Source organism: Nesterenkonia sp. PF2B19 (assembly GCF_001758425.2).
In the GTDB taxonomy this organism is placed as follows: Bacteria; Actinomycetota; Actinomycetes; order Actinomycetales; family Micrococcaceae; genus Nesterenkonia; species Nesterenkonia aethiopica.
This window is the reverse complement of record NZ_MDSS02000004.1, coordinates 40,382-65,417: the sequence shown is the minus strand read 5'-3', so window position 1 is coordinate 65,417 and position 25,036 is coordinate 40,382. Positions and strand designations below refer to the sequence as shown.

Annotated in this window: 19 protein-coding genes; 7 read left to right on the top strand and 12 right to left on the bottom strand. The window is 69.0% G+C overall.

Annotation, left to right across the window (positions count from 1 at the left end):
- Window positions 1-112 precede the first annotated feature (112 nt).
- The 3 genes from BCY76_RS02075 (at window position 113) to BCY76_RS02065 (ending at window position 4,309) form a co-directional block, all read left to right on the top strand.
- On the top strand, window positions 113-2,254 hold the full coding sequence (locus tag BCY76_RS02075; protein ID WP_170922556.1) for an acyltransferase family protein: 2,142 nt from the start codon (window positions 113-115) through the stop codon (window positions 2,252-2,254).
- Window positions 2,255-2,321: 67 nt separating this feature from the next.
- Window positions 2,322-3,272 carry an ABC transporter permease gene (locus BCY76_RS02070; protein ID WP_083277531.1) on the top strand — a complete coding sequence of 317 codons (951 nt, stop codon included), beginning with the start codon at window positions 2,322-2,324 and terminating at the stop codon, window positions 3,270-3,272.
- Window positions 3,269-4,309 carry an ABC transporter ATP-binding protein gene (locus BCY76_RS02065; RefSeq protein ID WP_083277532.1) on the top strand — a complete coding sequence of 347 codons (1,041 nt, stop codon included), beginning with the start codon at window positions 3,269-3,271 and terminating at the stop codon, window positions 4,307-4,309. Before BCY76_RS02070 ends, BCY76_RS02065 begins: the two co-directional genes overlap by 4 nt.
- A 155-nt stretch (window positions 4,310-4,464) precedes the next feature.
- On the opposite strand, the gene BCY76_RS02060 is transcribed toward BCY76_RS02065, so the two are convergent.
- From BCY76_RS02060 to ileS, 6 genes are all read right to left on the bottom strand, one after another.
- Entirely contained in the window at window positions 4,465-5,178 is a 714-nt protein-coding gene (locus BCY76_RS02060; protein WP_070160424.1) for a hypothetical protein, read from the bottom strand.
- A gap of 130 nt (window positions 5,179-5,308) precedes the next feature.
- The gene (locus tag BCY76_RS17920) at window positions 5,309-6,991 is read right to left on the bottom strand and encodes a hypothetical protein (RefSeq protein WP_170922555.1); all 1,683 of its coding nucleotides are present in this window, start codon (window positions 6,989-6,991) and stop codon (window positions 5,309-5,311) included.
- 213 nt (window positions 6,992-7,204) lie between these two features.
- Window positions 7,205-7,618 carry a nucleoside-diphosphate kinase gene (gene ndk / locus BCY76_RS02050; RefSeq protein ID WP_085437097.1) on the bottom strand — a complete coding sequence of 138 codons (414 nt, stop codon included), beginning with the start codon at window positions 7,616-7,618 and terminating at the stop codon, window positions 7,205-7,207.
- Window positions 7,619-8,125: a DUF4233 domain-containing protein gene (locus tag BCY76_RS02045; protein ID WP_085437096.1), complete on the bottom strand. Its 507-nt coding sequence runs from the start codon at window positions 8,123-8,125 to the stop codon at window positions 7,619-7,621.
- A 1-nt stretch (window position 8,126) separates the two neighbouring features.
- Entirely contained in the window at window positions 8,127-9,530 is a 1,404-nt protein-coding gene (locus BCY76_RS02040; protein WP_070160428.1) for a bifunctional folylpolyglutamate synthase/dihydrofolate synthase, read from the bottom strand.
- A 69-nt stretch (window positions 9,531-9,599) separates the two neighbouring features.
- A complete protein-coding gene (ileS, locus tag BCY76_RS02035; RefSeq protein WP_070160430.1) occupies window positions 9,600-12,944 on the bottom strand; it encodes an isoleucine--tRNA ligase in 3,345 nt (1,114 codons plus the stop codon).
- A gap of 412 nt (window positions 12,945-13,356) precedes the next feature.
- Between ileS and BCY76_RS02030 the strand changes: the two genes are divergently transcribed.
- A complete protein-coding gene (locus BCY76_RS02030; RefSeq protein WP_085437095.1) occupies window positions 13,357-14,064 on the top strand; it encodes an MgtC/SapB family protein in 708 nt (235 codons plus the stop codon).
- Window positions 14,065-14,161: 97 nt separating this feature from the next.
- Here the strand turns inward: BCY76_RS02030 and BCY76_RS02025 are convergent, their stop codons facing one another.
- Window positions 14,162-15,082, bottom strand: a complete 921-nt coding sequence (locus BCY76_RS02025; RefSeq protein WP_083277533.1) for an AraC family transcriptional regulator — start codon at window positions 15,080-15,082, stop codon at window positions 14,162-14,164.
- A gap of 162 nt (window positions 15,083-15,244) precedes the next feature.
- Window positions 15,245-17,923, bottom strand: coding sequence for a valine--tRNA ligase (gene valS, locus BCY76_RS02020; RefSeq protein ID WP_085437094.1), 2,679 nt, complete (start codon window positions 17,921-17,923; stop codon window positions 15,245-15,247).
- Window positions 17,924-18,119: 196 nt separating this feature from the next.
- On the opposite strand from valS, the gene BCY76_RS02015 reads away from it, so the two are divergent.
- Window positions 18,120-18,887 (top strand): SDR family oxidoreductase, encoded by a 768-nt coding sequence (locus BCY76_RS02015; RefSeq protein ID WP_070160432.1) that lies wholly within the window; start codon window positions 18,120-18,122, stop codon window positions 18,885-18,887.
- A gap of 81 nt (window positions 18,888-18,968) precedes the next feature.
- Here the strand turns inward: BCY76_RS02015 and BCY76_RS02010 are convergent, their stop codons facing one another.
- Both BCY76_RS02010 and BCY76_RS02005 read right to left on the bottom strand, forming a co-directional pair.
- Window positions 18,969-19,571 carry a mycothiol-dependent nitroreductase Rv2466c family protein gene (locus BCY76_RS02010; RefSeq protein WP_070160434.1) on the bottom strand — a complete coding sequence of 201 codons (603 nt, stop codon included), beginning with the start codon at window positions 19,569-19,571 and terminating at the stop codon, window positions 18,969-18,971.
- A gap of 150 nt (window positions 19,572-19,721) precedes the next feature.
- Window positions 19,722-21,194: a mycothione reductase gene (locus BCY76_RS02005; RefSeq protein ID WP_070160436.1), complete on the bottom strand. Its 1,473-nt coding sequence runs from the start codon at window positions 21,192-21,194 to the stop codon at window positions 19,722-19,724.
- 185 nt (window positions 21,195-21,379) lie between these two features.
- Here BCY76_RS02005 and BCY76_RS02000 point away from each other — a divergent pair, with 185 nt between their 5' ends.
- Window positions 21,380-21,709 carry a putative quinol monooxygenase gene (locus BCY76_RS02000; RefSeq protein WP_070160438.1) on the top strand — a complete coding sequence of 110 codons (330 nt, stop codon included), beginning with the start codon at window positions 21,380-21,382 and terminating at the stop codon, window positions 21,707-21,709.
- 83 nt (window positions 21,710-21,792) lie between these two features.
- Here BCY76_RS02000 and BCY76_RS01995 read toward each other — a convergent pair whose 3' ends face one another.
- Window positions 21,793-23,325: a sodium:solute symporter family protein gene (locus tag BCY76_RS01995; protein WP_201791061.1), complete on the bottom strand. Its 1,533-nt coding sequence runs from the start codon at window positions 23,323-23,325 to the stop codon at window positions 21,793-21,795.
- Window positions 23,318-23,551, bottom strand: coding sequence for a hypothetical protein (locus BCY76_RS01990; RefSeq protein WP_070160440.1), 234 nt, complete (start codon window positions 23,549-23,551; stop codon window positions 23,318-23,320). The genes BCY76_RS01995 and BCY76_RS01990 overlap by 8 nt, the downstream gene beginning before the upstream one ends.
- Before the next feature lie 215 nt (window positions 23,552-23,766).
- Here BCY76_RS01990 and BCY76_RS01985 point away from each other — a divergent pair, with 215 nt between their 5' ends.
- On the top strand, window positions 23,767-25,020 hold the full coding sequence (locus BCY76_RS01985; protein ID WP_083277534.1) for a CaiB/BaiF CoA transferase family protein: 1,254 nt from the start codon (window positions 23,767-23,769) through the stop codon (window positions 25,018-25,020).
- Window positions 25,021-25,036: the final 16 nt, after the last annotated feature.

The window sequence follows — 25,036 nt, the reverse complement described above, 5'->3', positions numbered from 1 at the left end:
TGCATCTCCGCCCTCCCCATCCACGTCGGGCTCTTGCGAGGACCCGGCTGCGGGCCGCGGGGCGACGACGTCGCTGACTCAGGGCCTTCCGGATCGTCGTCGGCTGCCTGCGTTGGAGGGCACCAGAGGCCTCGCCATCCTCGGCGTGGTGCTCTTCCACCTGTTCGGGGCCGGGCGTGTCTCCGGCGGCATCGACATCTTCCTGGCCGTCTCCGGCTTCCTGTTCACCGGTATGCTGCTGCGCGAGGCGGCGAGCACGGGCCGCATCGCCCTCGGCCCCTACCTGAGCCGCCTGGCGCGGCGCATCCTCGCCCCGGCCGCGCTCGTGATCACAACGACCACGGTGGCCGGACTGCTCATCCTGCCGGTCACCCGCCACGGTCAGCTGCTCACCGAAGCCCGCGCCTCGCTGCTGTGGCTGGAGAACCTGGAGCTCATCCGGTCCCAGCTCTCCTATGAGGCGGCCGGGCCCGAGACGAGTCCGTTCCAGCACTTCTGGTCCCTGTCCGTCCAGGGGCAGTTCTATCTGCTCTGGCCGCTGGTGGCCGTGGCGGCGGTGCTGCTCGCCCGCCGTATGGGCCGTTCGGCCGCCGCGACGATGGGGGTGCTCACTGCTGGTGTGCTCATCGCCTCGTTCCTGTGGGCCGCGCACCGTCAGCACGTGGACCCCGCTGAGGCCTATCTGTCCTCCAGCACCCGTGCCTGGGAGCTGGCCTTGGGCGGGCTGATGGCACTGCTGGCCGTCCGGTTCCGGCTGCCTGATCGGTTCCGCTCCGCCGCCGCCTGGACGGGACTGGGGCTGGTGGTCAGCTGCGGGTTCGTCCTCGACGGCGCCGCGCTGTTCCCGGGTCCGTGGGCGCTGTGGCCGCTCTTCGGGCTCGCCCTGATCCTCGCGGCGGCGCAGAGCTCCTCCTCCGCGATCGCACAGCCTGCGCCGCTGCGGCTGCTGTCCTCCCGTCCGCTGGCCCGAGTCGCCGACCTGGGCTATGGGCTGTATCTGTGGCACTGGCCGGCCCTGATCCTCTTCCTCGAGGCCACCGGGGCGGAGTCCCTGGGGCTGCCGGGGGCGCTGGCGGTTCTCGCGTTCTCCCTGACGGCGGCCTGGGCCACGCACCGCTGGGTCGAACGGCCGCTGGCCCGACTCGGCCGGAGCACGCCGGGCCAGCACCCCACGCATGGGCCGTCTGCAGGTCGCGGCGCGTCCCGGTCCCAGCGTGTCACCCTGGCGCTGGCCGCCACGACCCTGTCCCTGGGAGCGGTGGCGACGACGGCCCACCTCCACCTGACCACGGCCCCGCAGGAGGACGGTCTGGCGATGCAGGGCATGGACCGGGCGCTCTACCCGGGAGCCTCGGTGTCCGGCTCCTCGGCCGCCGTCGCCGGGACTCCGGAGCTCGACGAGGTCCCGGCCTTCCCCGAGCTCACGGGCCTGAGCCGCAGAGTTCCCGAGTACGCGACCCGGGACTGCCATCAGCGCACCGGGAACCGGCCGGGGACCTCTGAGGTGCTGGTCTGTGAGGACCTGGACGCCCCGGAGGACCCCCGGGCCACGATCATGCTGGCGGGCGGCTCCCATGCGGGCCACTGGCAGCACGCCTGGCTCATGCTGGCCGAGACGCACGACTGGGAGATCCTGGTGGCCACCAAGGGCGGGTGCGTGTTCCGTCATATCGAGGACGTCGAGGACAACCAGTGCGCCCAGTGGAACGCCGGCTTCGCCGAGGTGGTCGCGGACCGGGAACCCGACGTCGTGGTGACTCCCGGCACCCGCATCCCCCGCGAACCGGGAGAGGAGTTCGTCGTCGAGGGTGCCCCGGAACGGTGGCAGGAGATCACCGACGCCGGTGCCGAGCTGCTGCTGATGCGCGGCACGCCTCGCCAGCTCGACGACGTCCCCGACTGTCTGGCCTCGGGCGGGGATGCCCACAGCTGCGCCCCCGACGGCTCCAAGTTCGCGGAGGTCGACCCGCTGAGCACGCTGGAACTGCCCTCCGGAGCCTCCACGGTGGACCTCACGGATCTGTTCTGCCCTGCGGGTCGATGCGCGGCCGTCATCGGCAACGTGGTGGTCTATCGGGACAGCCACCACCTGACGAACGAATACGTGGAGACGGCGGCTCCGTACCTCGAGGAGCGGGTGCGCGAGGTCATGCCGCATCTGTTCGAGCCGGAGGCCCAGGCGGTTCGACCGCCGGGCGCCGAGGACCCCGCTGATACAATGGCTGGCGCTCCGCGGGAAGAAGACTCCCTGTGAACGCCCCGCAACAACGGACCCGGCGGATGGCCGGACCCGCGACGACGCCCCTGGAAGGAACGTGGTGATGGCCACCCCGACAGCAGAGCGCTCGGCCGCCCCGACGCACGTGGACGAGCCTCGCCAGGCCGGACACGTGGTGCAGCTGGATGGCAGCTCCTTGGTCCGCGTGGGCGCGCGCCCCCGGCTCCTGGACTACGTCCAGCGGCTGTGGGCGTTCCGGCACTTCATCATCTACGACTCCCATTCGAAGGTGCAGACCGCCAACTCCAATGACGCGATGGGTCGTGTCTGGATGGTGGTCAACCCGATCCTGAGCGGCCTGGCCTACTTCCTGGTGTTCGGGCTGCTGCTGGACCTCTCCCGCGGGATCAGCAACTTCATCGGCTACCTGATCATCGGCGTGTTCATGTTCCGGTACACCACCTCGGCGGTGTCCTCCGGCGCCAGCTCCATGGTCAGCAACCAGTCGGTCGTCCAAGCCTTCAACTTCCCCCGGGCGAGCCTCCCGTTCGCGATCAACGTCCGCGAGCTCTTCGCCAATGTGCCCATGCTGATCGTGATGGCCCTGTTGGTCATCACCATCGGCGACATCCCGTTGGCGGACACTCCTCCGACTCCGGTCAGCGTGGACTGGCTGTGGCTGTTCATCTTCCCGGTGCTGGCGCTGAACTTCCTGCTCAGCACGGGTCTGGGCATGCTGCTGGCCCGCGCGGTCTCGGCCTACACCGATGTGAAGCACATGATCAGCTTCGGCATGCGCATCTGGTTCTACACCTCGGCCGTGTTCTTCACCGTGGACCGTTTCGCCGGGTCGCCGGGAGGCGAGTACATCGAGTTCGTGATGTACCACAACCCCATGTTCTGCGTGCTGGACATCATCCGCTCCACGTGGCTCTACGGCGAGATGGCGGACCCGTATCGCTGGGTCGTGCTGACCGTCTCCTCGGTAAGCATCTTCATCATCGGATTCCTCGTGTTCTGGCACGGCGAGGAGAAGTACGGGAGGGAGCGATGAGCACCCCGGTGCGCAACTACACGCCCCGACGCGTGAACTGGCGGTCCTCCGGAGCACCGGCCACGGAGGCTCCCGCCCCTACCGCCACCGGCGAGCTGGACATTCTGGAGGATGAGCAGCTCTTCGAGGAGATCTCGTGGGCGGAGGAGGACTCCGCGCCCGTGGTCGAGCGCCTCGACTCCTCGGACATCGCCGTCGCCGTCGACCACGCCTCGATGATCTACCGGATCCGCTCCTCCACCGAGTACCTGAACTCCACCGGCCGGTTCTCCCGGCAGCTGCGGCGGATCACCGGTTCCGGGTGGGCGAACGTCCCGGCCCTCCAGGACCTCAGCTTCGTGGTCCGTCAGGGCGAATCCGTCGGGGTCATCGGCACCAACGGGTCGGGCAAATCCACCCTGATGAAGCTGCTGACCGGGAAGATCCGCCCGACCACGGGGGAGATCTATGCGACCTCCACCCCGATCATGCTCGGCGTCAACGCGGCACTGGTGAAGCAGCTCTCCGGCCGGGAGAACATCAAACTGGGCTGCCTGGCCATGGGGCTGACGCCCAAGGAGGCCGCGGAGAAGTATGACATGGTCGTGGAGCTCTCCGGGCTGGAGGACTCGCTGAACCTGCCGCTGAAGTCCTACTCCTCGGGCATGGCCTCCCGCCTTCAGTTCGCGATCGCCACAGCGGTGGACCCCGACATCCTCATCATCGATGAGGCCCTGAACACCGGTGATGCGCAGTTCCGCGCGCGCACGAAGCGCCGCCTCGACGAAGTCCGGCAGCAGGCCGGCTGCGTCTTCCTGGTGTCGCACTCCTTGGGAACCATCAAGCAGATGTGCTCTCGGGTCCTGTGGATCGAGCAGGGACGTCTCCTGGCCGACGGCGACCCGGAGTGGGTCACCCAGCAGTATCAGGAGTACACCGAGCACAAGTCTCAGAACCGGATGCGCTCGGCGCAGATCGTCTACGAGCGCACCCTCATGCAGCTCGACCAGGTGCAGGTGGAGTTCGACTCCGGCACGCGCCCGAAGCGCGCCGGCTGAGGCACTCCGGCGGGGGAAGCCGACGCTGCCGCCGGCCGGCCGGAGTCATGCCGACCTCCGCAGCAGCCCGACGGACATGCTGACGGCCCCTGACCTGAGGACTCGTGTCCTGCAGGTCAGGGGCCGTCAGCGTCCGCCGCGGGCCCGGCCGGTGATCAGTCCTCGGACTCCTCCTCCGAAGCGGTCTCGTCCGGGCCCTGCTCGAAGCGCTCCTGCGCCTCGTCGATGAACCCCTCCAGGGTCTCGACATCCCGCGGGTCAGCGGAGAAGCCGACGGCGGTGAAGTGGTTGTTGCCGTAGCTCTCGATCACCAGGAGCACAACGCCGCCGTCAGCACCATCGTTGACCAGCAGCATCCCCTCTCCAGAGGTGTCCGGAGAGGACACCTCGAAGTCGTCGCCGTCCAGTCCGGTGCTGCGCCCCAGGTCCTCGACGATCTCGCTCTCGCAGGCCTCGAGCATGTCATGCGTCAGCGAGGCGAATTCGACGTCGTCCTCGGTGGAGAAGACCTCCACTTCGGTCATCGCCTGGTCCGTGACGTAGGTGGCGGTGGCACCGGCGACCATCCCCGCCTCGGCCAGCTCCTCGTCGCCGGCGCTTCGTGCCTCGACGCAGCCCTCCGAGGGGTCACCGAGCTGGCCGTCGAGCGGACCGAAGCCGTCGAGGGTCTCGCCGAACCTGTCCCGGGATGACGGGCTGCCCTGCAGGTCCCACCCCTCGGGCACCGCCCGTCCGGTCAGGAAGACCGTCTCCAGCTCGTTCTCGTCCATCGGCCCGCTCGGCAGGTCGTTCCCGCAGGCGGTCACCGCCAGCGTGAGCACCGCGCTCGCCCCTGCGGCGCGCAGCACGCGCCCTCGCTTCGTCGTCATCGTATCCATCGGCCTCCCCCTCATAGGTGTGTGTCGTCCACAGCCGGCCGCCGGTGGCAGCCAGCCATCTGCTCATCCCCGTCGCCTCGGCCGATCCCTGACGAGAACGAGGGACCGGCCGGGCGGCGAGTCACTCGTCCTCGTCGGCCTCGTCGTCAGCGTCGGAGTCCTCGTCGGCGTCAGCGTCGGCGTCGTCGGCCTCGTCGGCCTCAGCGTCGGCGTCATCGTCTTCGTCAGGGTCGTCGGAGTCGTCGTCGGACGCCTCCGGCTCCGACTGCGGGAAATCCACCGTCGAGGAGTCGGTCTCCAAGGTCAGGGTGGCGATGTTGTCATCCCAATCCTCGACCCGTGTCTCAAAGGTCTGGCTCAGGGTGACCTCCGTGACGTCGGCGGGCATCGCCACCGCCATCCAATAGGTCGAGTTCCAGGTGCGGGTGTCGATGTCGATCGTCCGCGAAGCGGAGTACGTCTCTCCTGCCCCATCGGTGACCGTCAGGCTGGGGGTGAGCTCCTTGAATCGGGGGTTGAAGTCATCGCTGTCCAGGATCGCGTCGAACTCCAGGAGCAGCCAGGCCTCGTCCTCCTCCGCCCAGCCGTCAGCGCCGCCGACCTCCGAGTAGGCCGTGAGCCAGGCGGACTGCAGGCTCAGATACATCGAGGCCTCATAGTCTCTCTCATCCAGCGCGAAGGGCTGGTCGGCGATCGAGAACTCGTGGTTCGTGTCCTGCTGGGTCACGTCACGGTAGTAGGCACGGGTCACCGGGTCCGCCTCGCGCTGGCCCTCGGGCAGGTCCACGACCTGGTCCCGGCCCGCCGACGAGACGACCAGGTGCGCGTCGTCCTCCGGGACGGAGGCCAGGAAGCTTCCCGACTGCTCGCTGGGTCCGCTCCAGCCGTCGTCCTCGCCGAACTCCGCCAGCGTCCTCTGCTGACCGCCGGCGTTCAGCGCCAACGCCGCTGTGGACGTCTCGTCCTCGCCGGGCCGCTCCGTGGGCTGGTAGTCGTACTCGACGAACACGAAGGTCTCACCGTCCGCGGGAGCATGGGGCTCCCCGTCCAGGCTGACTCCGATGTCGCCGTCATCCGTGTCGCCGTCGAGATGATCCTCCATACCCTCCTCATGAGTCGGGGCGCCGGCGACCGGGACGGTCTCGAGCGTCGCGACAGAGGTGATCGTCACGCGCCCCCCGGGAGTCATGACCAGGCCGTCGTCGCCCGGGCTGACCTGCTCGTCACCCGGCTGCACAAGGTCACCGGGCAGGGACTCCCCGCTGAGGATGAACCCCGAATCGGTCTGCGGCATCGGCGGCGCCGCCAGGGCGTCGATGGAGTCGGGGGCCTCGTCGCCGTCGGCATCCACCACGGGACCCTCCGGCCGGGTCCGTCCACGCTCCAGACCGGCGGTCCATCCCTCCGGGAGACGGGCCTCCATCTCGCTGTCCGAGTTCGGGCGGATCTCGAAGGTTCCGATGTCCCAGACCTCACCCTCCTGGGCCGTGCTGGTGCGCACGCCTCCGCAGGCGAGCTCGCCCGTCACGTCCTCGTCCTCACCCAGCACGAAGAAGCACCCGGCGTCCTCACTGACCTCCACGTTCTGCGTCGGGCGCGACTCCTCCCATTCCGCGGAGGCCTGCTGGAGGAACTCAGCGGCGTTCTCGAGCGGGTCCCCGTCCTCGGTGGTCGGGCCGCCGCTGCCCGTGAGACCCCCGCAGCCGGAGAGCACCAGGGCCAATGACGCCGCCCCGGCTCCGAGTCCGGCGACACGATGGCGCAGATCAGTCCTCTTCTTCGTCTGCCCTGCAGACTTTCTCAACGCAGGCTTCATCAATGATCGTCCCCCCTCGTCATGCGATTCTCAGCGATCGCACATGAGTCTATAGACCACCACTGACACGCGCAGGTCCTTGCCACCACGGGATGGTTGTGTGACGTAAGCACCGCTGGGCACCCGGCATGCGGCTCCGGGAACACGCAGGGCCCGGGACGACGCGTCGTCCCGGGCCCTGCGTGTTCTCTGACCGACCGGTCAGCCGAACCAGATGCCGATCTCGCGCTCAGCGGACTCCACGGAGTCGGAGCCGTGCACCAGGTTCTTCTGGACCTTCTCTCCCCAGTCTCGCCCCAGGTCACCACGGATGGTCCCGGGAGCGGCGGTGGTGGGGTCGGTGGTGCCGGCCAGGGAGCGGAACCCTTCGATGACCCGGTCACCCTCCAGGATGGCCGCCACGACGGGCCCGGAGAGCATGAAGTCCACCAGCGGCTGGTAGAACGGCTTGCCCTCGTGCTCGGCATAGTGGGCGGCCAGCTGCTCGGTGGTCGCCTCCAGCTGCGCCAGGGCGGCGATGCGGTAGCCCTTGGCCTCCACCCGGCGTAGGATCTCCCCGGTCAGACCCCGGGCGACGCCGTCGGGCTTGACCAGGATCAGCGTACGTTCAGTCATTCAGCTCTCCTCGTGATGCGTGTGATCGTTCTCGGGCGGGCTCGGCTCCTGCTCGGCGGCCAACCGCTCCTCCGCCCTCCATCTTTCCATCTTCTCCACGTCCAGCTGGCGTCCCTTGACCACCGCGTACCACCAGCAGGCCAGGAAGAGGACGCCGACGAAGTACATGTAGGGCTCGACCAGCCCGCCGGCCAGGATGATGAACTGCAGGATCCAGCCGAGCCACCAGCCCACCGGACGCTTCAGCAGCGCGCAGGTGAGGATCAGCAGCACGGAGACCCCCAGCGACCCGCCGAAGAGCCACCAGGCGTACCACTCGTTCTGGTGGAGCCCCCACACCATGAGCCCGAAGAAGAACATCAGCAGAGCCTCAAGGCTGAGCACGGCGGAGCCGAACATGACCCGCACCGAGCGCGGCGGCCGGGTCATCCCGGGGCGCCACTCCCGCTGGGCCCGGGTCTGGCGGCGCGGCCGCCCGCCGCGGTCGCCGTCGTCCTGAGCGGTCATCTCAGAGCTCACCTCCGCCCAGCAGCGTGCGGGCCTCACCCACCACGGTGATCGACCCGGTGATCAGGACTCCGCCCGCAGCCCCCTCGGCGGAGGAGTCCAGGCGACCGACTGCCCAGTCGATGGCCTCGTCCAGACGTTCGGTGAGGTGAATGTCCTCCTCGCGGAAGCCGACGTCGAGAGCCAGCTCCGCCAGCTGTCCGGCCGGTATCGCCCGGGGAGACGTGGACTGGGTGAAGCAGATGTCCTCCGCCAGACCGTCGTACTCCCGGTGCAGGGTCGCGAGGATCTCGCGGGCGTCCTTCTCCTGGAGGATGCCGACCACCAGCACCAGCTGTCCCAGGCCGAAGGACTCCTTGAGCGCCTGGGCGCTGGCCTCGACCCCGGCCGGATTGTGGGCGGCGTCGATGATCATGGAGGGTCCGGTCCGCAGCACCTCCAGCCGGCCCGGGGAGCTCATGTGCTCACAGGCCAGCTGCAGTGTCTCCAGGGACAGCTCCTGCTCTCCTCCCCCGATGAACGCCTCCAGCGCCGCCACGGCGACCGCCAGGTTCTCGGCCTGATGCGCCCCGTGCAGAGGAAGAAGCAGGTCGGGGTACCGGCCCGCCAGACCCCGGAGGGTCACCTGCTGGCCGCCCACCCCGGGGGCGCGGCTCTCCACGCCGAACTCCACCCCTTCGAACCGGAATGGCGCCTCCGCCTCCCGGGCCGCCTCGAGGAGGACGTCGGCCGCCTCGGGCACCTGCGCCGCGGAGACCAGGAAGCCTCCCGGCTTGATGATGCCGGCCTTCTCCAGGGCGATGTCCCGCTCGGAGTCCCCCAGCAGGTCGGTGTGGTCCAGGGAGATCGGGGTGATGACGCTGACCGCACCGTCGGCCACATTGGTGGCGTCGGTGATGCCGCCCAGCCCGACTTCGAGGACCATCACGTCCACCGGCTCATCGGCGAAGATCGCGAAGGCCAGGATCGTGACGCACTCGAAGTAGGTCAGCGGCACCTCGCCGCGCTCGGCGAGCTGCTGGTCCACCAGGCCCAGATGCGGGCGGATCTCATCCCAGATCCGGACGAAGGTCTCGTCCGGCACCGGGGAGCCGTCCAGGCAGATGCGTTCGGTGACCTTCGCCAGGTGCGGAGAGGTGTACCGGCCCACGCGCAGATCATGGGCCAGCAGCCCGGCCTCGATCATCCGGGCGGTGGAGGTCTTGCCGTTGGTGCCGCTGAGGTGGATCACCGGGGCCGCGCGCTGAGGCTCGCCGAGGAAGTCCATGGCCATACGCATCGGTTCCATGCGCGGCTCCATCTTGTTCTCCGGGGCTCGGGAGAGCAGCTCAGCGTAGACGCTGGCCACGGAGAACTGGTCCAGCGGCTGTCCCTCCACAGGGTTCAGCGACTCAGAATCTGACATGTCAGGTCTCCTTGCAGAAGGTCGAGTAGCGGGCGATCGTGCTGCAGCCGGCCGGCGTCGGGGTCCTCGTCACGCCCGGACCACGCTGATCAGCGGCTCGGAGGCGCCGTCGTCGCTGAACAGCCGCAGATCGTCGGTCAGCGTCTCCTCGCAGAGGAGATCCCGGTGGCTCTCCAGCGCGGAGATCGTCGCCGGGGTCGCCGTGACGGTGGTGCGGATGCGGTCGGAGACCTGCAGGTCGGCGTCCTTGCGTGCCTGCTGCACGGAGCGGACCAGGTCACGCGCCGTGCCCTCCGCGCGCAGGGCGGCCGTGAGACGGGTGTCCAGGACCAGGAAGCCGCCGCCGGCACCCTCGACGACGCCGTCCAGCACGGTGACGGCCTGATCGGCCAAGGCGTCGGAGACGGTGGTGGTCAGCGTGTACTCCCCCTCCTGCAGCCGGAGCCCGCCGGCGACGACGACACCCTCGGAGACCGACCAGTCTCCGGACTTCGCCCCCTTGATGGCCTTCTGCACGTCCTTGCCCAGCCGCGGGCCGGCTGCCCGCGCGTTGACCACCAGCTGCTGGCCGATCCCCCAGTCGTCGGCGGAGACCTCCGTGGCGTCGAGCAGCCTGACCTCTTTGATGTTGAGCTCCTCGGCGACGATCTGCTGGTAGGTGCCGGCCAGCGCCTCGGCGTCGGGCACCACGACGGTCAGCGTCGCCAGGGGCTGGCGGACTCGCAGCTTCGCGGACTTCCGCAGCGAGGAGCCTGCGGAGGTGATGCCCCGGGTCAGGTCCATCAGCTCCACGGCGCGCTCGTCGCGCAGGTAGTCCTCCGGGTCCGGCCAGTCGGCCAGGTGCACGGAGCGCTCACCGGTGAGGCCCCGCCAGATCTCTTCGCTGATCAGCGGCAGCAGTGGAGCCGCGACTCGTGCGAAGGTCTCCAACGCGGTGTACAGCACGTCATAGGCGGCGGTGTCCTCCTCGTAGAACCGCTGACGGGACCGGCGGATGTACCAGTTGGTCAGCGTCTCAGAGAAGGCCCGGAGCGCCTCGCAGGCTCCGGAGACGTCATAGGCGTCGAGGGCCGCGGTGGCGTCACGGACCAGATCTCCGGTCGCGGCCAGGATGTACCGGTCCAGGGGGTTCAGTCCCTCGACGTCGGCCTCGGCCGCGGTCACCCGCCGCGCCTGGTAGCCCTGCCCCCCGTTCGCGGTGTTGGCGTAGAGGGTGAAGAAGTGCCAGGCGTTCCACATGGGCAGCAGCACCTGCCGCACACCTTCGCGGATGCCCTCCTCGGTGACCACCAGGTTGCCGCCGCGCAGGATCGGTGAGCTCATGAGGAACCAGCGCATCGCGTCGGAGCCGTCACGGTCGAAGACCTCGTTGACGTCCGGGTAGTTCTGCAGGGACTTGGACATCTTCTGTCCGTCCGAGCCGAGCACGATCCCGTGGCTGATGACGTTGGTGAAGGCGGGACGGTCGAACAGGGCGGTCGCCAGGATGTGCATGGTGTAGAACCAGCCGCGCGTCTGCCCGATGTACTCCACGATGAAGTCCGCCGGATGGTGGTCCTCGAACCAGTCGGAGTTCTCGAAGGGGTAGTGCACCTGGGCGAACTGCATGGAGCCGGAGTCGAACCAGACGTCGAGGACGTCGGGCACGCGGACCATCCGCGCCCTGCCGGAGGGGTCGTCCGGGTTGGGACGGGTCAGCTGGTCGATCCAGGGGCGATGCAGGTCCGGCTCCCCTTCGGCGTTGCGCGGCACGTCGCCGAAGGCCTCCTGCAGCTCCTTGAGCGAGCCGTAGACCTCGGTGCGCGGGTAGGCGGGGTCGTCAGAGACCCACACAGGGATCGGGCTTCCCCAGTACCGGTTGCGTGAGATGGACCAGTCCCGGGCGTTCTCGAGCCACTTGCCGAACTGGCCGTGCTTGACGTTGCCGGGGATCCAGTTGATCTTCTCGTTGTGCTCCAGCATGCGGTCCTTGATCTGGGTGACCGCCACGTACCAGGAGGTGACGGCCTTGTAGATCAGGGGCGTCCGGCAGCGCCAGCAGTGCGGGTAGGAGTGCACATAGGACTGCTCCCGGACCAGCCGCCCGGCGGCCTTGAGGACGTTGATGATGGTGCGGTTGGCCTCGAAGACCTGGACTCCGGCGATGTCGGCCAGCGGCGCCTCGCCGGCCGCCGTCGGTTCGGCGAACAGGGGCAGGAACCTTGCGCCCTCGTCCACCGAGAGGATCACCGGGATGCCGGCCTCCTCGGAGGACCTCTGGTCCTCCTCACCGTAGGCCGAGGCCTGGTGGACCAGTCCGGTGCCGTCCGAGGTGGTGACGTAGTCCTCCACCAGGACGCGGAACGCGTGCTGAGTGCCCCAGGTGTCGGCGTCGGTGTAGTAGTCCCACAGCGGCTGGTACTCCAGGCCGGCCAGGTCCGAGCCGAGGTACCGGGAGACGACGGCGGCGGAGGCGTGCTCAGCGGCGGTGCCGTCCTCGGTGTCGGCGAAACCGAGGTCCTTCGCATAGGAGGCGAGCAGCTCGGCGCCCAGCAGGTGGCGCCCCGGCAGCGGCCCGTCCGCAGGAGCTTCGACGACGACGTACTCCACCTCCGGGCCCACGGCCACGGAGAAGTTGGTGGGCAGCGTCCAGGGCGTGGTGGTCCACGCCAGCAGGTTGACCCCGCGCAGGGCATCCCCATGATCACCGCCCCCTGCGATGGGGAAGGTCACGGTGATCGAGGGGTCCTGGCGGTCCTTGTAGACCTCGTCGTCCATGCGCAGCTCATGGTTGGACAGCGGGGTCTCGTCCTTCCAGCAGTACGGGAGCACCCGGAAGCCCTGATAGGTCAGGCCCTTCTCGTGGAGCTGCTTGAACGCCCAGATGACCGACTCCATGTACTCGACGTTGAGCGTCTTGTAGTCGTTGTCGAAGTCCACCCAGCGGGCCTGCCGGGTGACATAGTCCTGCCACTCGGCCGTGTACTTCAGCACGGAGGCGCGGCAGGCGTCGTTGAACCGGTCCATGCCCATGGACTCGATCTCGGCCTTGTCGGTCATCCCGAGCTGCTTCATGGCCTCGAGCTCGGCGGGGAGCCCGTGGGTGTCCCAGCCGAAGCGGCGCTCCACCCGGTGTCCGCGCTGCGTCTGGTAGCGGGCGACCAGATCCTTCACGTACCCGGTGAGCAGGTGCCCGTAGTGCGGCAGGCCGTTGGCGAAGGGCGGGCCGTCGTAGAAGACGAACTCCCCGCCGCGTCCTCCCTCAGCATCGGCGGGCCGGTTCTCCACGGAGGCCTGGAAGGTGTCGTCCTCGGCCCAGCCGGCGAGGATCCGCTCCTCGATGTCCGGGAAGCGCGGGGAGGCGGGCACGGAGCCGGCGGCACCGGCCGCCGGGGTGGCGCGGGGGTACACGGGTGAGGAGTTCTTCTCGGTCATGGAGGTCCGTCCTGGGTGCTCAAGAACTGGTGGGCGTCTCGTTCTTCCGCAAGGACGCCTCGGCCGGGCCGGACGCGGTACCACCTCGCTTGTCCGCCGTCGGCCGCGGCGCCTCGGCGCCGGGACCGCTCAGCGGACCTCTCCATGACAGCTGTGACGGGCTTGCCCGTCCGGATCTACTGAGGCCCGCGCTGCGGACCTGTTCTGCCGGAAGCTCACCGGTGATGGCCGGGTCGTCGCTGATGCCCATATTCTACGGGATCCCCCGGCATGACGCCGAACCGTGGAGCGCGCCTGCACTCGGGCGGCGGCCATCCCTTCCGAGCCGGAGAGGCCGAGGCTACCGTGGTGGCTTGTCACGGGACGACATCGACGTCACCGGACCGGATCGACGGGTGCGAGGAGGCGGGCCGTGCAGATCATCTGGATCTCGGAGACCGCGGCCACCGAGGCCGTGCTGCTGGTCTGCGCCTTCGTGCTCTCTGCGGTGATCGGCATCGAACGGGAGGTCCGACTGAAGTCGGCCGGAGCCCGAACCCATATCCTGGTGGGCCTGGGTTCGGCGCTGTTCACCCTGGTGTCCGCCTATGGCTTCGCTCCCCTGCTGGGCGACGAGGTGATCCTGGATCCGTCCCGCATCGCGGCCCAGATCGTCACCGGCATCGGATTCCTGGGCGCCGGAGTGATCTTCGTGCGGCAGAACATCGTCTCGGGGCTCACCACGGCGGCCTCCATCTGGGTCACCGCCGCGGTCGGCATGGCGTGCGGAGCGGGCATGCCGGTCATCGCCGCGCTGACCGTCGTGCTGTACCTGCTGGCCGTCACAGTGATCACGGTCGTGGCGCGCAGGCTCCCTCACCACAGCCGCAGCCGCGTCTTCCAGGTGCGCTACCTCGACGGCCGCGGCGTCCTGCGGGACGTGCTGGGCCGCGCCTCAGATCTCGGATACGCCTCGGCTCTGTCGCGCACCCGGCATGTCGAGGGCGACGACGGCGCCATCGTGGAGGCCACGCTGCGCTTCACCCGGCATCAGGGCGTCAGCGAGGACGAGCTGTTCCGCTCGCTCTCCGAGATCTCCGGAGTGCGTGAGGTGCGCTCGGTGCAGGAGGAGCACGACTGAGAGGCTCGACCGCATCACGCTCGGCGTCCTGCAGACCGGCCCCTTCCTGGGCTGACGCCCCCTGCTCAGCCAGAGTCCTGCTCAGCCAGAGTCCTGCTCAGCCAGAGCTCTGCGCCGTCGGGCGGACCGCCAGCCACAGCTCCATGTGGTCCTCCTCGCCGCCGTCGTCGTGCACCGTGGCGAGCATCTCGGGGGCGTCCAGCGGCTCGTACGGGTTGGCGGGGAACCACTCCCCGTAGGCCTGAGGCCACAGCTGCTGGATCTCTTCGATCTCCACGCCCTGGGAGCTGAGCACCAGCCACTGATGCGCCTCGACCTCAAGCGACTCAAGCGGCCCGTGGTCCGGCTGCCGGCCGTCGTCCGGGGGAGGTGACTGGGTCGCGGCGGCCAGCCAGTAGTCGAACGTGCTGCCGTCCTCGCGCTCCTCCTCGAAGGCGGTGCACACGGCAAGCACACCGGGCGGCCTGCCGGTGGACAGCGCGGCGATGTCCTCCAGCGTCTTCTGGCCCAACTCGTCCAGGAACGCTGTCATCGCGGGGTTCGGTCCCTGCTGGACGATCGGCAGACGACGCCGCCGGCCCAGCAGGGTGAAGGCGTCCAGGGTCTCGATCCGATAGGTCATCTGCTGTGTTCCTTCCACGGAGAGGGTGAACCGCAGCGGGGGCTGCGATCGCAGGCGAGGGGCCGCTCTGCGGGCATCCACGGGGCCGACGCCGTGGACCGCGCGGAAGGCACGGCTGAAGGCGTCGGCCGAGCGGTACCCGAAGCGCACGGCGATGTCCTGCAGCGGCTCCTGCCCGCTCAGCACCGCCGGTGCGGCCAGGGTCATACGCCGGCGCCGCACGTACTCGGACACCGGCATCCCGGCCAGCACGGAGAACATCCTGCGGAAGTGATGCTCCGAGGTCAGGGTGGCTCGTGCCAGCCGGGCGACGTCGACCGTCCCCGAGGTGCGGTGGTGCGTACCGTCGGCGATCTGCTCCTCGATGAGGGCGATCGCCCGGTTCCAGCTGTCCATCCGTTCCTCCTTCGGATCGCCTCGATCCGACTGCTGCGGTTGATCTGACCTCATCAGCTTAGGAAGACGACGACGCCGCGGACCCGATGATGCATGCCCGATCCTGTCGGGTCGGCATCGTCGGATCCGCGGCGTCTCACGAGGCGGACATGCGCGCGGGGCTCAGCCCTGCTCAGGCTCGGCCAGCTCCACCTCGGTGACGGTGAGCTCGTGCACGGTCTCCCCCTGGCCCACGAGTTCCAGGGCACGCGAGCGAGTCGCGGCGCGGATGTCGCCCAGAGCGGCCTCCACGTGGCTCAGCGCCTCGTTCGGACCCGTGACGCGTGCCGAGAGCACCTCGGTGCGCTGCTTGACCTTGGCCTCGGACTTCGCGCGGCGCAGTCCGGCCAGGACCTCAGCCACCGAAGGCAGGATCGCCGGGTTGCCGTGGACGGACTCCAGCGCCTCGGCGCTGGGCCAGGCGGCACGGTGCACCGAGCCTTCGCGCCACCAGCGCCAGACCTCGTCGGTGGCGAAGGGCAGCACCGGGGCGAAGAGCCGCAGCACCGCATCCAGCGTGGTGGCCAGAGCGGCGCGGACCGAGGCCTGGGCCTCATCGCCGCGGGCACCGTAGGCCCGGTCCTTGACCAGTTCCACGTAGTCGTCGGTGAACCGCCAGAAGAAGGACTCCACCCGCTGCAGGGCACGGGCGTAGTCATAGGCCTCGAAGGCGTGGGTCGCCTGCTCCACCACCTCGCGCAACTCGGCGATGAGCGCCCGGTCCAGCGGCTCGGCCAGCACGTCGGCGTCCTCGCCTCGGGTGACGATGTGCTCCTCGGTGACCCCGAGGTTCAGTGCGAACTTCGAGGCGTTGAGCAGCTTGATCGCCAGACGACGGCCGATCTTCATCTGGGCGACCTCATAGGCAGTGTCGGCGCCCAGCTTGGCCGAAGCCGCCCAATAGCGGACCGCGTCGGAGCCGAACTGCTCCAGCACGTCGTCGGGGACGACCACGTTGCCCTTGGACTTGGACATCTTCTTCCGGTCCGGGTCCAGGATCCAGCCGGAGATGGCGGCATCCGTCCACGGGGCGGAGTCGTTGAGGGTATGGGCCCGCACCACGGAGGAGAACAGCCAGGTGCGGATGATGTCGTGCCCCTGGGGCCGCAGGTCGAACGGGAACACCTTGGCGAAGAACTCGTCGTCGTGGCTCCACCGGCCGGCGATGTGCGGCGTCAGCGAGGAGGTCGCCCAGGTGTCGAGGACGTCGGCCTCTCCGACGAAGCCTCCGGCCTGGCCGCGCTGGGACTCCTCGTATCCAGGAGCGACGTCCGTGGTGGGGTCCACCGGAAGCTGCGCCTCGTCGGGCAGGATCGGACGGTCGTAGTCGGGTTCTCCCTCGGCGTCCAGCGGGTACCAGACGGGGATCGGCACGCCGAAGAACCGCTGACGGGAGATCAGCCAGTCGCCGTTGAGCCCTTCCACCCAGTTCTCGTAGCGGGAACGCATGAACGCGGGGTGCCAGTCGATCTCGGCGCCGCGGCGCAGCAGCGCCTCGCGCCGGTCGGCATCGCGGCCGCCGTTGCGGATGTACCACTGCCGGGAGGTCACGACCTCCAGCGGCTTGTCGCCCTTCTCGTAGAAGTGCACCGCGTGCGTGATCTTCTCCGGCTCGCCGTCGAGCAGACCGGCCTCGCGAAGCAGCTCCACGACGGCCTCCTTGGCAGAGTGGACGGTCTTGCCGGCCAGCTGCTCGTAGTGCGCGCGACCCTGCTCCGAGGAGATCCACTCCGGCGTCTCGCGGGAGAGCCGGCCGTCTCGGCCGACGACGGTGCGGGTCGGCAGCTGGAGCTCGCGCCACCAGGTCACGTCGGTCATGTCTCCGAAGGTGCAGATCATCGCGATGCCGGAACCCTTCTCCGGGTCGGCCAGCTGGTGGGCCTTGACCTCGACGGCGACATCGAACAGCGGCGAGGTCACGGTGGTGCCGAACAGGTGCTGGTACCGCTCGTCCTCCGGGTGCGCGACGAGTGCGACGCAGGAGGGCAGCAGCTCCGGGCGGGTGGTCTCGATGAAGACCTTCTCCCCCTGACCGGTGAAGAACGGGTACCGGTGGTAGGCCCCGGGCCGCTCCTTGGCCTCCAGCTCCGCCTGCGCCACGGCGGTCCGGAAGGTGACGTCCCACAGCGTCGGGGCCAGTGCCGTGTAGGCGTGGCCGTTCTGGACGTCACGGATGAACGCGCGCTGGGAGATCGCCCGGGTGCTGTCGTCGATGGTGCGGTAGGTCTGGGTCCAGTCCACGGAGAGGCCCAGGCGGGAGAACAGGTCCTCGAAGACCTTCTCGTCCTCGACGGTGAGCTTCTCGCAGAGCTCGATGAAGTTGGGCCGGGAGATGACGTCCCAGTCCCGCTGGTTCTTCGCCGGGCTCGACGGCGGCGCGTAGTCCGGGATGTAGGGCTTGGAGGGGTCGCACCGGACCCCGTAGTAGTTCTGCACCCGGCGCTCGGTGGGCAGGCCGTTGTCGTCCCAGCCCAGCGGGTAGAAGACGTTCTTGCCGCGCATGCGCTGGAAGCGGGCCAGCACGTCGGTCTGGGTGTAGGAGAACATGTGCCCCACGTGCAAGGAGCCGGAGGCGGTGGGCGGCGGCGTGTCGATCGAGTAGACCGCGGAGCGCTCGGTGTCCTCCTCGAACCGGTACACCTGTTCCTGGGTCCAGGCGGCGCCGAGCTTCTCCTCCAAGCCTTCCAGCGCGGGACGGTCCGGGACCTGCGGGGTCTTCACCGATGCCGTCGCGGTCGCTGCGGCCTCGGGACGTGCGGTCTCGATGACGGGCGAGTCTGTGCCCAAGTTCTGTTCAGCCATGCCTGCCATTGTTCCATGTCCGCCGGCCGCATTCGGCCCACCGTCCGGGGCCGGGCCCGCCCCTCCAGGACACCACGTGCGGAGAGCCCCGTCGAGGTCGCCGTCCGGGTCGCCGTCCGGGTCGCCGCCGAGATCGGCCATCTCAGCATGCGGGCGGACCGTGGTGACCTGACGCGTGTCTCACTAGGCTGGACCCATGATTCAGACGCAGTCCGCACAGCCCCGCAGAGCTCTCGTCACCGGTGCCTCGTCCGGCATCGGTGCGGCCACCGCGCACCGCCTCACCACCGACGGCTGGCAGGTCTACGCCCTCGCCCGACGCGCGGAGAAGCTCGAGCACCTCGCCGAGCAGGAAGGCATCATCCCGATCGTCTGCGACGTCACCGACGCCGAGCAGGTCCAGCAGGCCCTGGCCCAGGTCACCGCCGAGGGCGGCATCGACACGCTGGTCAACAATGCCGGCGGCGCTCTGGGCGTCGAGAAGGTCGGCGACGGCCGGGTGGAGGACTGGGACTGGATGTACCGGACCAACGTCATCGGCACCCTCACCATGGTCCAGGCGTTCCTGCCGATGCTGCGCGCCCACGGCGAGGGCACCGTGCTCAACCTGACATCGACGGCGGGGATCACCGCCTATGAGGGCGGCGGCGGATACAACGCCGCCAAGTTCGGCCAGCATGCGCTCACCGGCGCTCTACGTCTGGAGGAGGCCGAGCACAACATCCGCGTGATCGAAGTCCTTCCCGGTCTCGTGCACACCGAAGAGTTCGCCGCCAAGCGGCTGCGCGGCGACGCCGCGGCGGCCGAGGCGGTCTACCGCGGCGTCGAGAAGCCCCTGACGGCAGAGGACGTCGCGGAGGTCATCGCCCACGCGGTGAACCTGCCCCACCACATCAACCTGGACCAGATCGTGGTCCGGCCGGTGGCCCAGGCCGCCCAGCACAAGCTCATCCGCAAGGGCTGACGCCCTCCCGCGGCAGACCGCCGCGCCGGCTGCGCGGCAGGGCCCGTCAGGTCACGCCGCACAGCCGGGCCGGCGACGGCGTCAGTCGAACACCGGACGCTCGGTGCGGCTGCGCTTGAGCTCGAAGAACCAGGGGAAGCCGGCCAGCGTCACCGAGGCGTCGAACAGCGTCCCAGCCTCTTCCCCCCGAGGAATCCGGGTGATCACCGGGCCGAAGAACGCCGTGCCCTGGAAGGCCACGATCGGCGTGCCGACGTCCTGGCCCACCAGGGAGATGCCCTTCTCATGCGAGGCCCGCATCTGCTCGTCGTTGACGTCGGTCTTCGCCTGCTCCAGGAGCGCCTCGTCAAGGCCCAGCTCCCGCAGCGCCTTGGCGGTCGCCTCCGCGAAGTCCTTGTTGTCGTTGTCATGGATCTCGGTGCCGACCGCGGTGTAGAAGCGACCGACCTCCTCCTGCCCGTGGGCCAGCTGCACGGCCGTCGCAGCCCGTGAGGGGATCCAGCGGGCCAGCTGCTCCTCATCCTCGGCCGGCGAAGGGTTCTTGTCCTCGTTCAGCACTCCCAGGCTCATGACGTTCCAGGTGACCTCGACGTCACGGACATGTTCGACCTCACGGATCCACCGGGAGGTGACCCAGGCGAAGGGGCACAGGGGGTCGAACCAGAAATCTACGCGCTCAGCCATGCTCGGCTCCTCTCTGACGGGATGTCACCGGCGACGGCTTCATCCGTCGGCGGCTCGCTTCCATCCATCCCCAACTGCTGGGTGGTCCAGGTCATTCCTTCCCCACGGCGGCAAGGGAGAGCCGGCGACGCCGTCACCCTGCCCAGCCGCTCAGAGATGCCGGCTGGGCGGGACGTCGAGTCCCAGCAGCGCGTTCTCCGTGACCTCCATCAGCGCCGGGTGGATCCAGTACTGCCCTCTGGCCGCGCTGTGGGCGTCCTGTCCGAAGCTCATCGCCTGGATGACCGGCTGCAGAAGGTTGGAGGCCTGATAGCCCATGGCGTGGCCGCCGAGCAGCGTCCCGTCACGACGGTCGGCGATGACCTTGACGATGCCGGTGCTGTCCTCCATGGCCCATCCGTAGGCGGTGTCGCCGTAGTGCTGGATCTTCACCGTGACGTGCTCGGCGCCGATCTGCTCGACCGCCTGCGGCTCGGTGAGCCCCACCTGGGCCAGTTCGGGGTGGGAGAAGACGGCGGCCGGGACCGCGTGCTGACGCGAGGGCCGCAGGTCGTGCGGGTTCTCCAGATTATGGGCCACGACCCGGGCCTCGTGGTTGGCCACATGTTTGAGTTGAGCCGCCGAGCTGAGGTCTCCCAGGGCGTAGAGCCCCTCGACGGGCTCCCCGCCGGCGAGCACACGCTGCCAGGCGTCGACGACGATCCGCCCGTCGTCGTGGAGGTCCAGCCCCGCCTCCTCAGCGCCGAGCAGATCACTGTTGGGGCGACGCCCGATCGCGATGAGGACGATGTCGACGTCGTACTCCTCCTGCCGTCCGTCGACGGTGAGCAGCTGGGCCGTCGCCCCCGCCGGCTCGCCCCGTCCCTCGGGATCGCGGGCGACGACCGCGCCCAGGGTGCGCTCATAGAGCACGGTCCAGCTCTTCTCCGCCTCGGCCGAATACGCGCTGGCCAGGTCAGGGTCCAGGGCGGACATCAGACCGACGCTGCGGTTGACCTGGATGACCTCGCTGCCGAGACCGGAGAAGATCCCGGCGAACTCGCAGGCGATGTATCCCCCACCGACGATCAGCACGCGGGAGGGCAGACTCTCCAGGCGCATCACCGAGTCCGAGGTGTGGACCTGAGGCAGGTCGACGCCGGGAACCTCCGGGAGGACCGGCCTGGATCCGGCGGCCAGCACCAGCTGCTCGGCGCGGACCTCGGTGCCGTCCTCGGCGAGGAAGGAGCGAGGGCCCGTCAGGCGAACCTGTTGCTCCAGCAGGGTGACGTGGTCCAGCTCCTCAGCGCGGTAGTGCCGCCCAGCCCGCGAGATGGCGTCCACACGGGCGAAGATCCGGTCCCGGATCTGTGGCCAGTCCGCACCCCGGAGATGGAGGTCCACGCCGAGCCGGCCGGCCTCCTCGGTGCTGTGGGCCAAAGCGGCGGGGCGCACGAACATCTTGGTGGGGATGCAGCCCACGTTCAGACACGTCCCGCCGAAGGCGTCCGTGCTGCCGACACCGCGGTCGGCCAGCACCACCGGGCGGCCGTCCCAGTGCGGCGTGATGAGCGAGTTGCCGGAGCCGGATCCGATGATGGCCAGGTCAGGGGTGAGCGGAACGCCCGGTGCGGAGTCGGTCATGAGTCCATCCTATGGCCGTGACGGGGAGCTGATCCGGAGCGCAGGCTCAACGGACAGGGTTGTGACGTCCGCCTCCGCAGGGGCTCCCCTGACGCCGGAGCCGGGAGGCAGAGACCATACTGGAGCACGGAGACGTCCGGTCCTCCCGGCGTCCGCACCACCCGCCCGACCCGAAGGAGAGATCCATGATCTTCATCGTCGTGAAGTTCCAGGTCAAGCCCGAGCTGGCCGACCAGTGGCCCGAGATCACCCGAGAGTTCACCGAGGCGACCCGCGCCGAGCCCGGCAACAAGTGGTTCGACTGGTCCCGCAGTGTGGAGGACCCGAACGAGTACGTGCTCGTCGAGGCCTTCGACGACGACGCCGCGGAGGCGCACGTCACCAGCGACCACTTCCTCCGGGCCATCGCAGAAGGCGGGCCCATGCACCAGGCGCTGGTGTCCACCCCGAAGATCATCTCGCGCCAGATCGACGGCGACGGATGGGACGAGATGGGCGAGATGCAGGTCGGCTGACGACGCAATCGGCTCTGACGAGGGGCCCTGGCTGGGATGCTTGGAGGCTTCCCCGCCAGGGCCCCTCGTCGTGCCCGCTCCCCTCAGACGCGGACGGCGGGCAGCCCCGAGCCGGTGAGCTCGTCGGTGGCCCGCTGCCTGGCGGCGCTCGGCGGCACCAACCAGGAACCGACCACGCAGACGACGAAGTTCAGCAGCAGCCCGTAGGTGCCGCCGTGCACACCCAGGAACGTCGAGTTGCCGCTGAGCGTCATGGCTGCGGCCACCGCGGCGCCGGCGAGCATGCCGAAGAACACCGCCGGGGCCGAGAGCCTGCGCCAGTAGAGCCCGAGGACGAACGCCGGCGCCACCTGGACGAGGATCTCGAATTTGAGCACGAAGATCTGGTACAGCGTCCCCGGCGGATTCCAGGCGATCCACAGCAGCAGGGCGATCAGCACGATGCCGGTGACCTTTCCCACCAGCACCTTCTGCCCGTCCGAGGCCGAGGGACGCACCAGCTTGCCGTAGATGTCATGGGACACCATGGAGGAGAAGCTCAGCAGCACCGAGTCCGCCGTGGAGACGATCGCGCCGACCACCGCGCCGAAGAGGATCACCATCGTCCAGTAGAAGAACGGGTTGAGCGAGGCGACGTCGTTGGCGAGGAGTCCGACCAGCTGCTCCGAGGCGGAGACGTCCAGCCCGGGATACAGGTCGATGCAGATGATGCCGACCACGAAGACCAGCCCCGAGGTGATGAAGGGCATCCACGTCATCCGGGCCAACGAGCGTTTGAGGATCCGCTCCGAGCGTGAGGAGTAGATGCGTTGGATGGCGTGCGGGTACATCGCCGCGCCGAAGCCCACGATCACGAGCATGGACAGCCAATTGATCGAGGTCAGGGTGTCCGGGACGCCGATCTTCTCCGGCTGGCTCTCCGCGATGGAGGCGGTCAGGTCTCCGATGCCGCCGCCGGTGAGCGCCAGCGCACCGATGAGCATGATGACGATGCCGACCATCAGGATGATGCCCTGCATCGCGTCCGTGATGGCCACCGCCCGCATGCCGCCGAGCCATTCATAGACGAGCATGACCACGATGAACGCGATCACCGCCCATCCATACGGTATGGCTCCGCCGGTGAGGCCCGAGACCGCATGGCCGATCGCCACCAGCTGCTCGAGCAGATAGTTGGCCAGACCCCACAGCATCAGCACGATCGCCAGCGCCGTGACGGCTCGGGACTGGAAACGTTGGCTGATCCAGTCCGTGGGCGTCACGAAGCCGCGTGATCGTCCGACGGCGTAGAGCCGCGGCGCGAACAGCAGGTAGACGCCGATGATCACGGTGAAGAACGGGATCGACTGCAGCCAGGAGAAGCCCTCGCGGAACGCCTGGGGCGCGTATCCCACCACGGTGTTCCCGCTGTACTGAGTGGCATAGAGCGTGAAGAACAAGGTGATGAAGCCGAGGTTGCGGCCGGCGAGGTAGTACTCGCTCACGCTCTTGCCGAGTCCCTTCCCCCGGCCGCACATCCACCCGACGGTGATCATCGCGGCCGCGTAGAGGCACAGGATGATGATGGCGTCGGCACCGGCGAAGGCCAGTTGAGTGTCCATGGTCTCGTCATCCATGGGTGTCGGCCTCCTCCTCGTCCTCGACGATGTGCCACTGCGTCAGGCACACCCAGGTGAGAAAGGCGCTCAGTCCTGCCGAGAGCACCAGCACGACGACCACCCAGTAGGGGATCCCGAACCAGTACGGGGCGATGCTTCCCTCTGGCAGGTACCAGGGGGCGTTGAAGAGGACGAGCGCGGCCAGCACCACCCAGATCCACGGCCTGCGGATGGGTTCCTTCATGTCAGTCCTTCGAAGAGTTGTATACAGCGCGGCAGCGCCAGGGTTCTCCGCGGGTTCTGCGGGGTTCACGATCGGCTCTGACGAGCCGATCTGCCACCAGGGGTGATGGCGACAGATATGAGCACAGCCAAGATCGTATACTGTCTTCTGTGACAGAGCTAACACCGGCCGCCTGAGTCAGGCATCCGATCCGCGCACAGGAGAGACCGACCCCGATGACCCAGCCGATCCAGCCGACTCCGCCGGCCCAGGCCCTCACGTCCACCGCGAGCACAGGCTCAGGGCCCCTGGCCGGCCTCCGCGTGGTAGAGATGGGGCAGCTCATCGCCGGCCCCTTCTGCGGCCAGCTCCTGGGCGACATGGGTGCCGATGTCATCAAGATCGAGGAGCCCACCACCGGAGACCCGCTCCGCCAGTGGGGGCGCGCGCACCCTCGGGGAGAGTCGCTGTGGTGGGCGGTGCTGGGACGCAACAAGCGGTCCCTCGCTCTCGATCTCCGCCAGCAGGAGGGCCAGCGGATCGCTCGGGAGCTCATCGGCGGCAGCGACGTCCTCGTGGAGAACTTCCGCCCGGGCTCCCTGGAACGCTGGGGCCTCTCCCCCGCGGAGCTGATGCGGGAGAACCCCGGTCTGATCGTGGTCCGGGTCTCCGGCTTCGGACAGACCGGTCCGTACTCCTCCCGGCCGGGCTACGGGTCGATCGGCGAGGCGATGGGCGGCCTGCGCCACGTCGTCGGTGACCCGTCGACGCCGCCGTCCCGCGTCGGGATCTCGATCGGCGACACGCTGGCCGCCACATTCGCGGCACTCGGCGCCCTGTCCGCCCTGCACGAGCGCCACCGCAGCGGCCGAGGACAGATCGTCGACTCCTCGATCTATGAGTCCGTGCTGGCGGTGATGGAGTCCCTGGTGCCGGACTGGGCCCTGGGTGGGGTGCAGCGGGAGCGCAGCGGCTCGATCCTGCCGAAGATCGCCCCCAGCAACGTCTACCCCACCCGAGACGGGCTCTGGGTGATCATCGCGGCGAACCAGGACACCGTGTTTCGCCGCCTGGCGCGGGCCATGGGAGACCCTGCCCTGGCCGACGACGCGCGCTTCGCCGACCACCACGGGCGCGGCGAGCACCAGGAGGAGCTCGACCAGCTGATCGCCGAGTTCTCCTCCACCCTCGACTCCGCGGCCCTCGAATCCCTCCTGGAGGAGCACGAGGTGCCGGTGGGCAGGATCTTCCGGCCTCAGGAGATGCTCACCGATCCGCACTACGCCGCCCGCGAGTCGATCACCGCAGTGCCCCACCCGGTGCTGGGCGAGGTCCCGATGCAGAACACCTTCCCCCGGCTCAGCCGCACCGACGGCGGCATCCGCTGGCCCGGTCCGGCACTGGGGGCCCACACTGACGAGATCCTCGCCGAGCTCGGGCGCGACGCCTCGTCCCGTCAGAGCCTCCGCGACCAGGGGGTCGTGCGATGAACAGCGACAGCCGTCC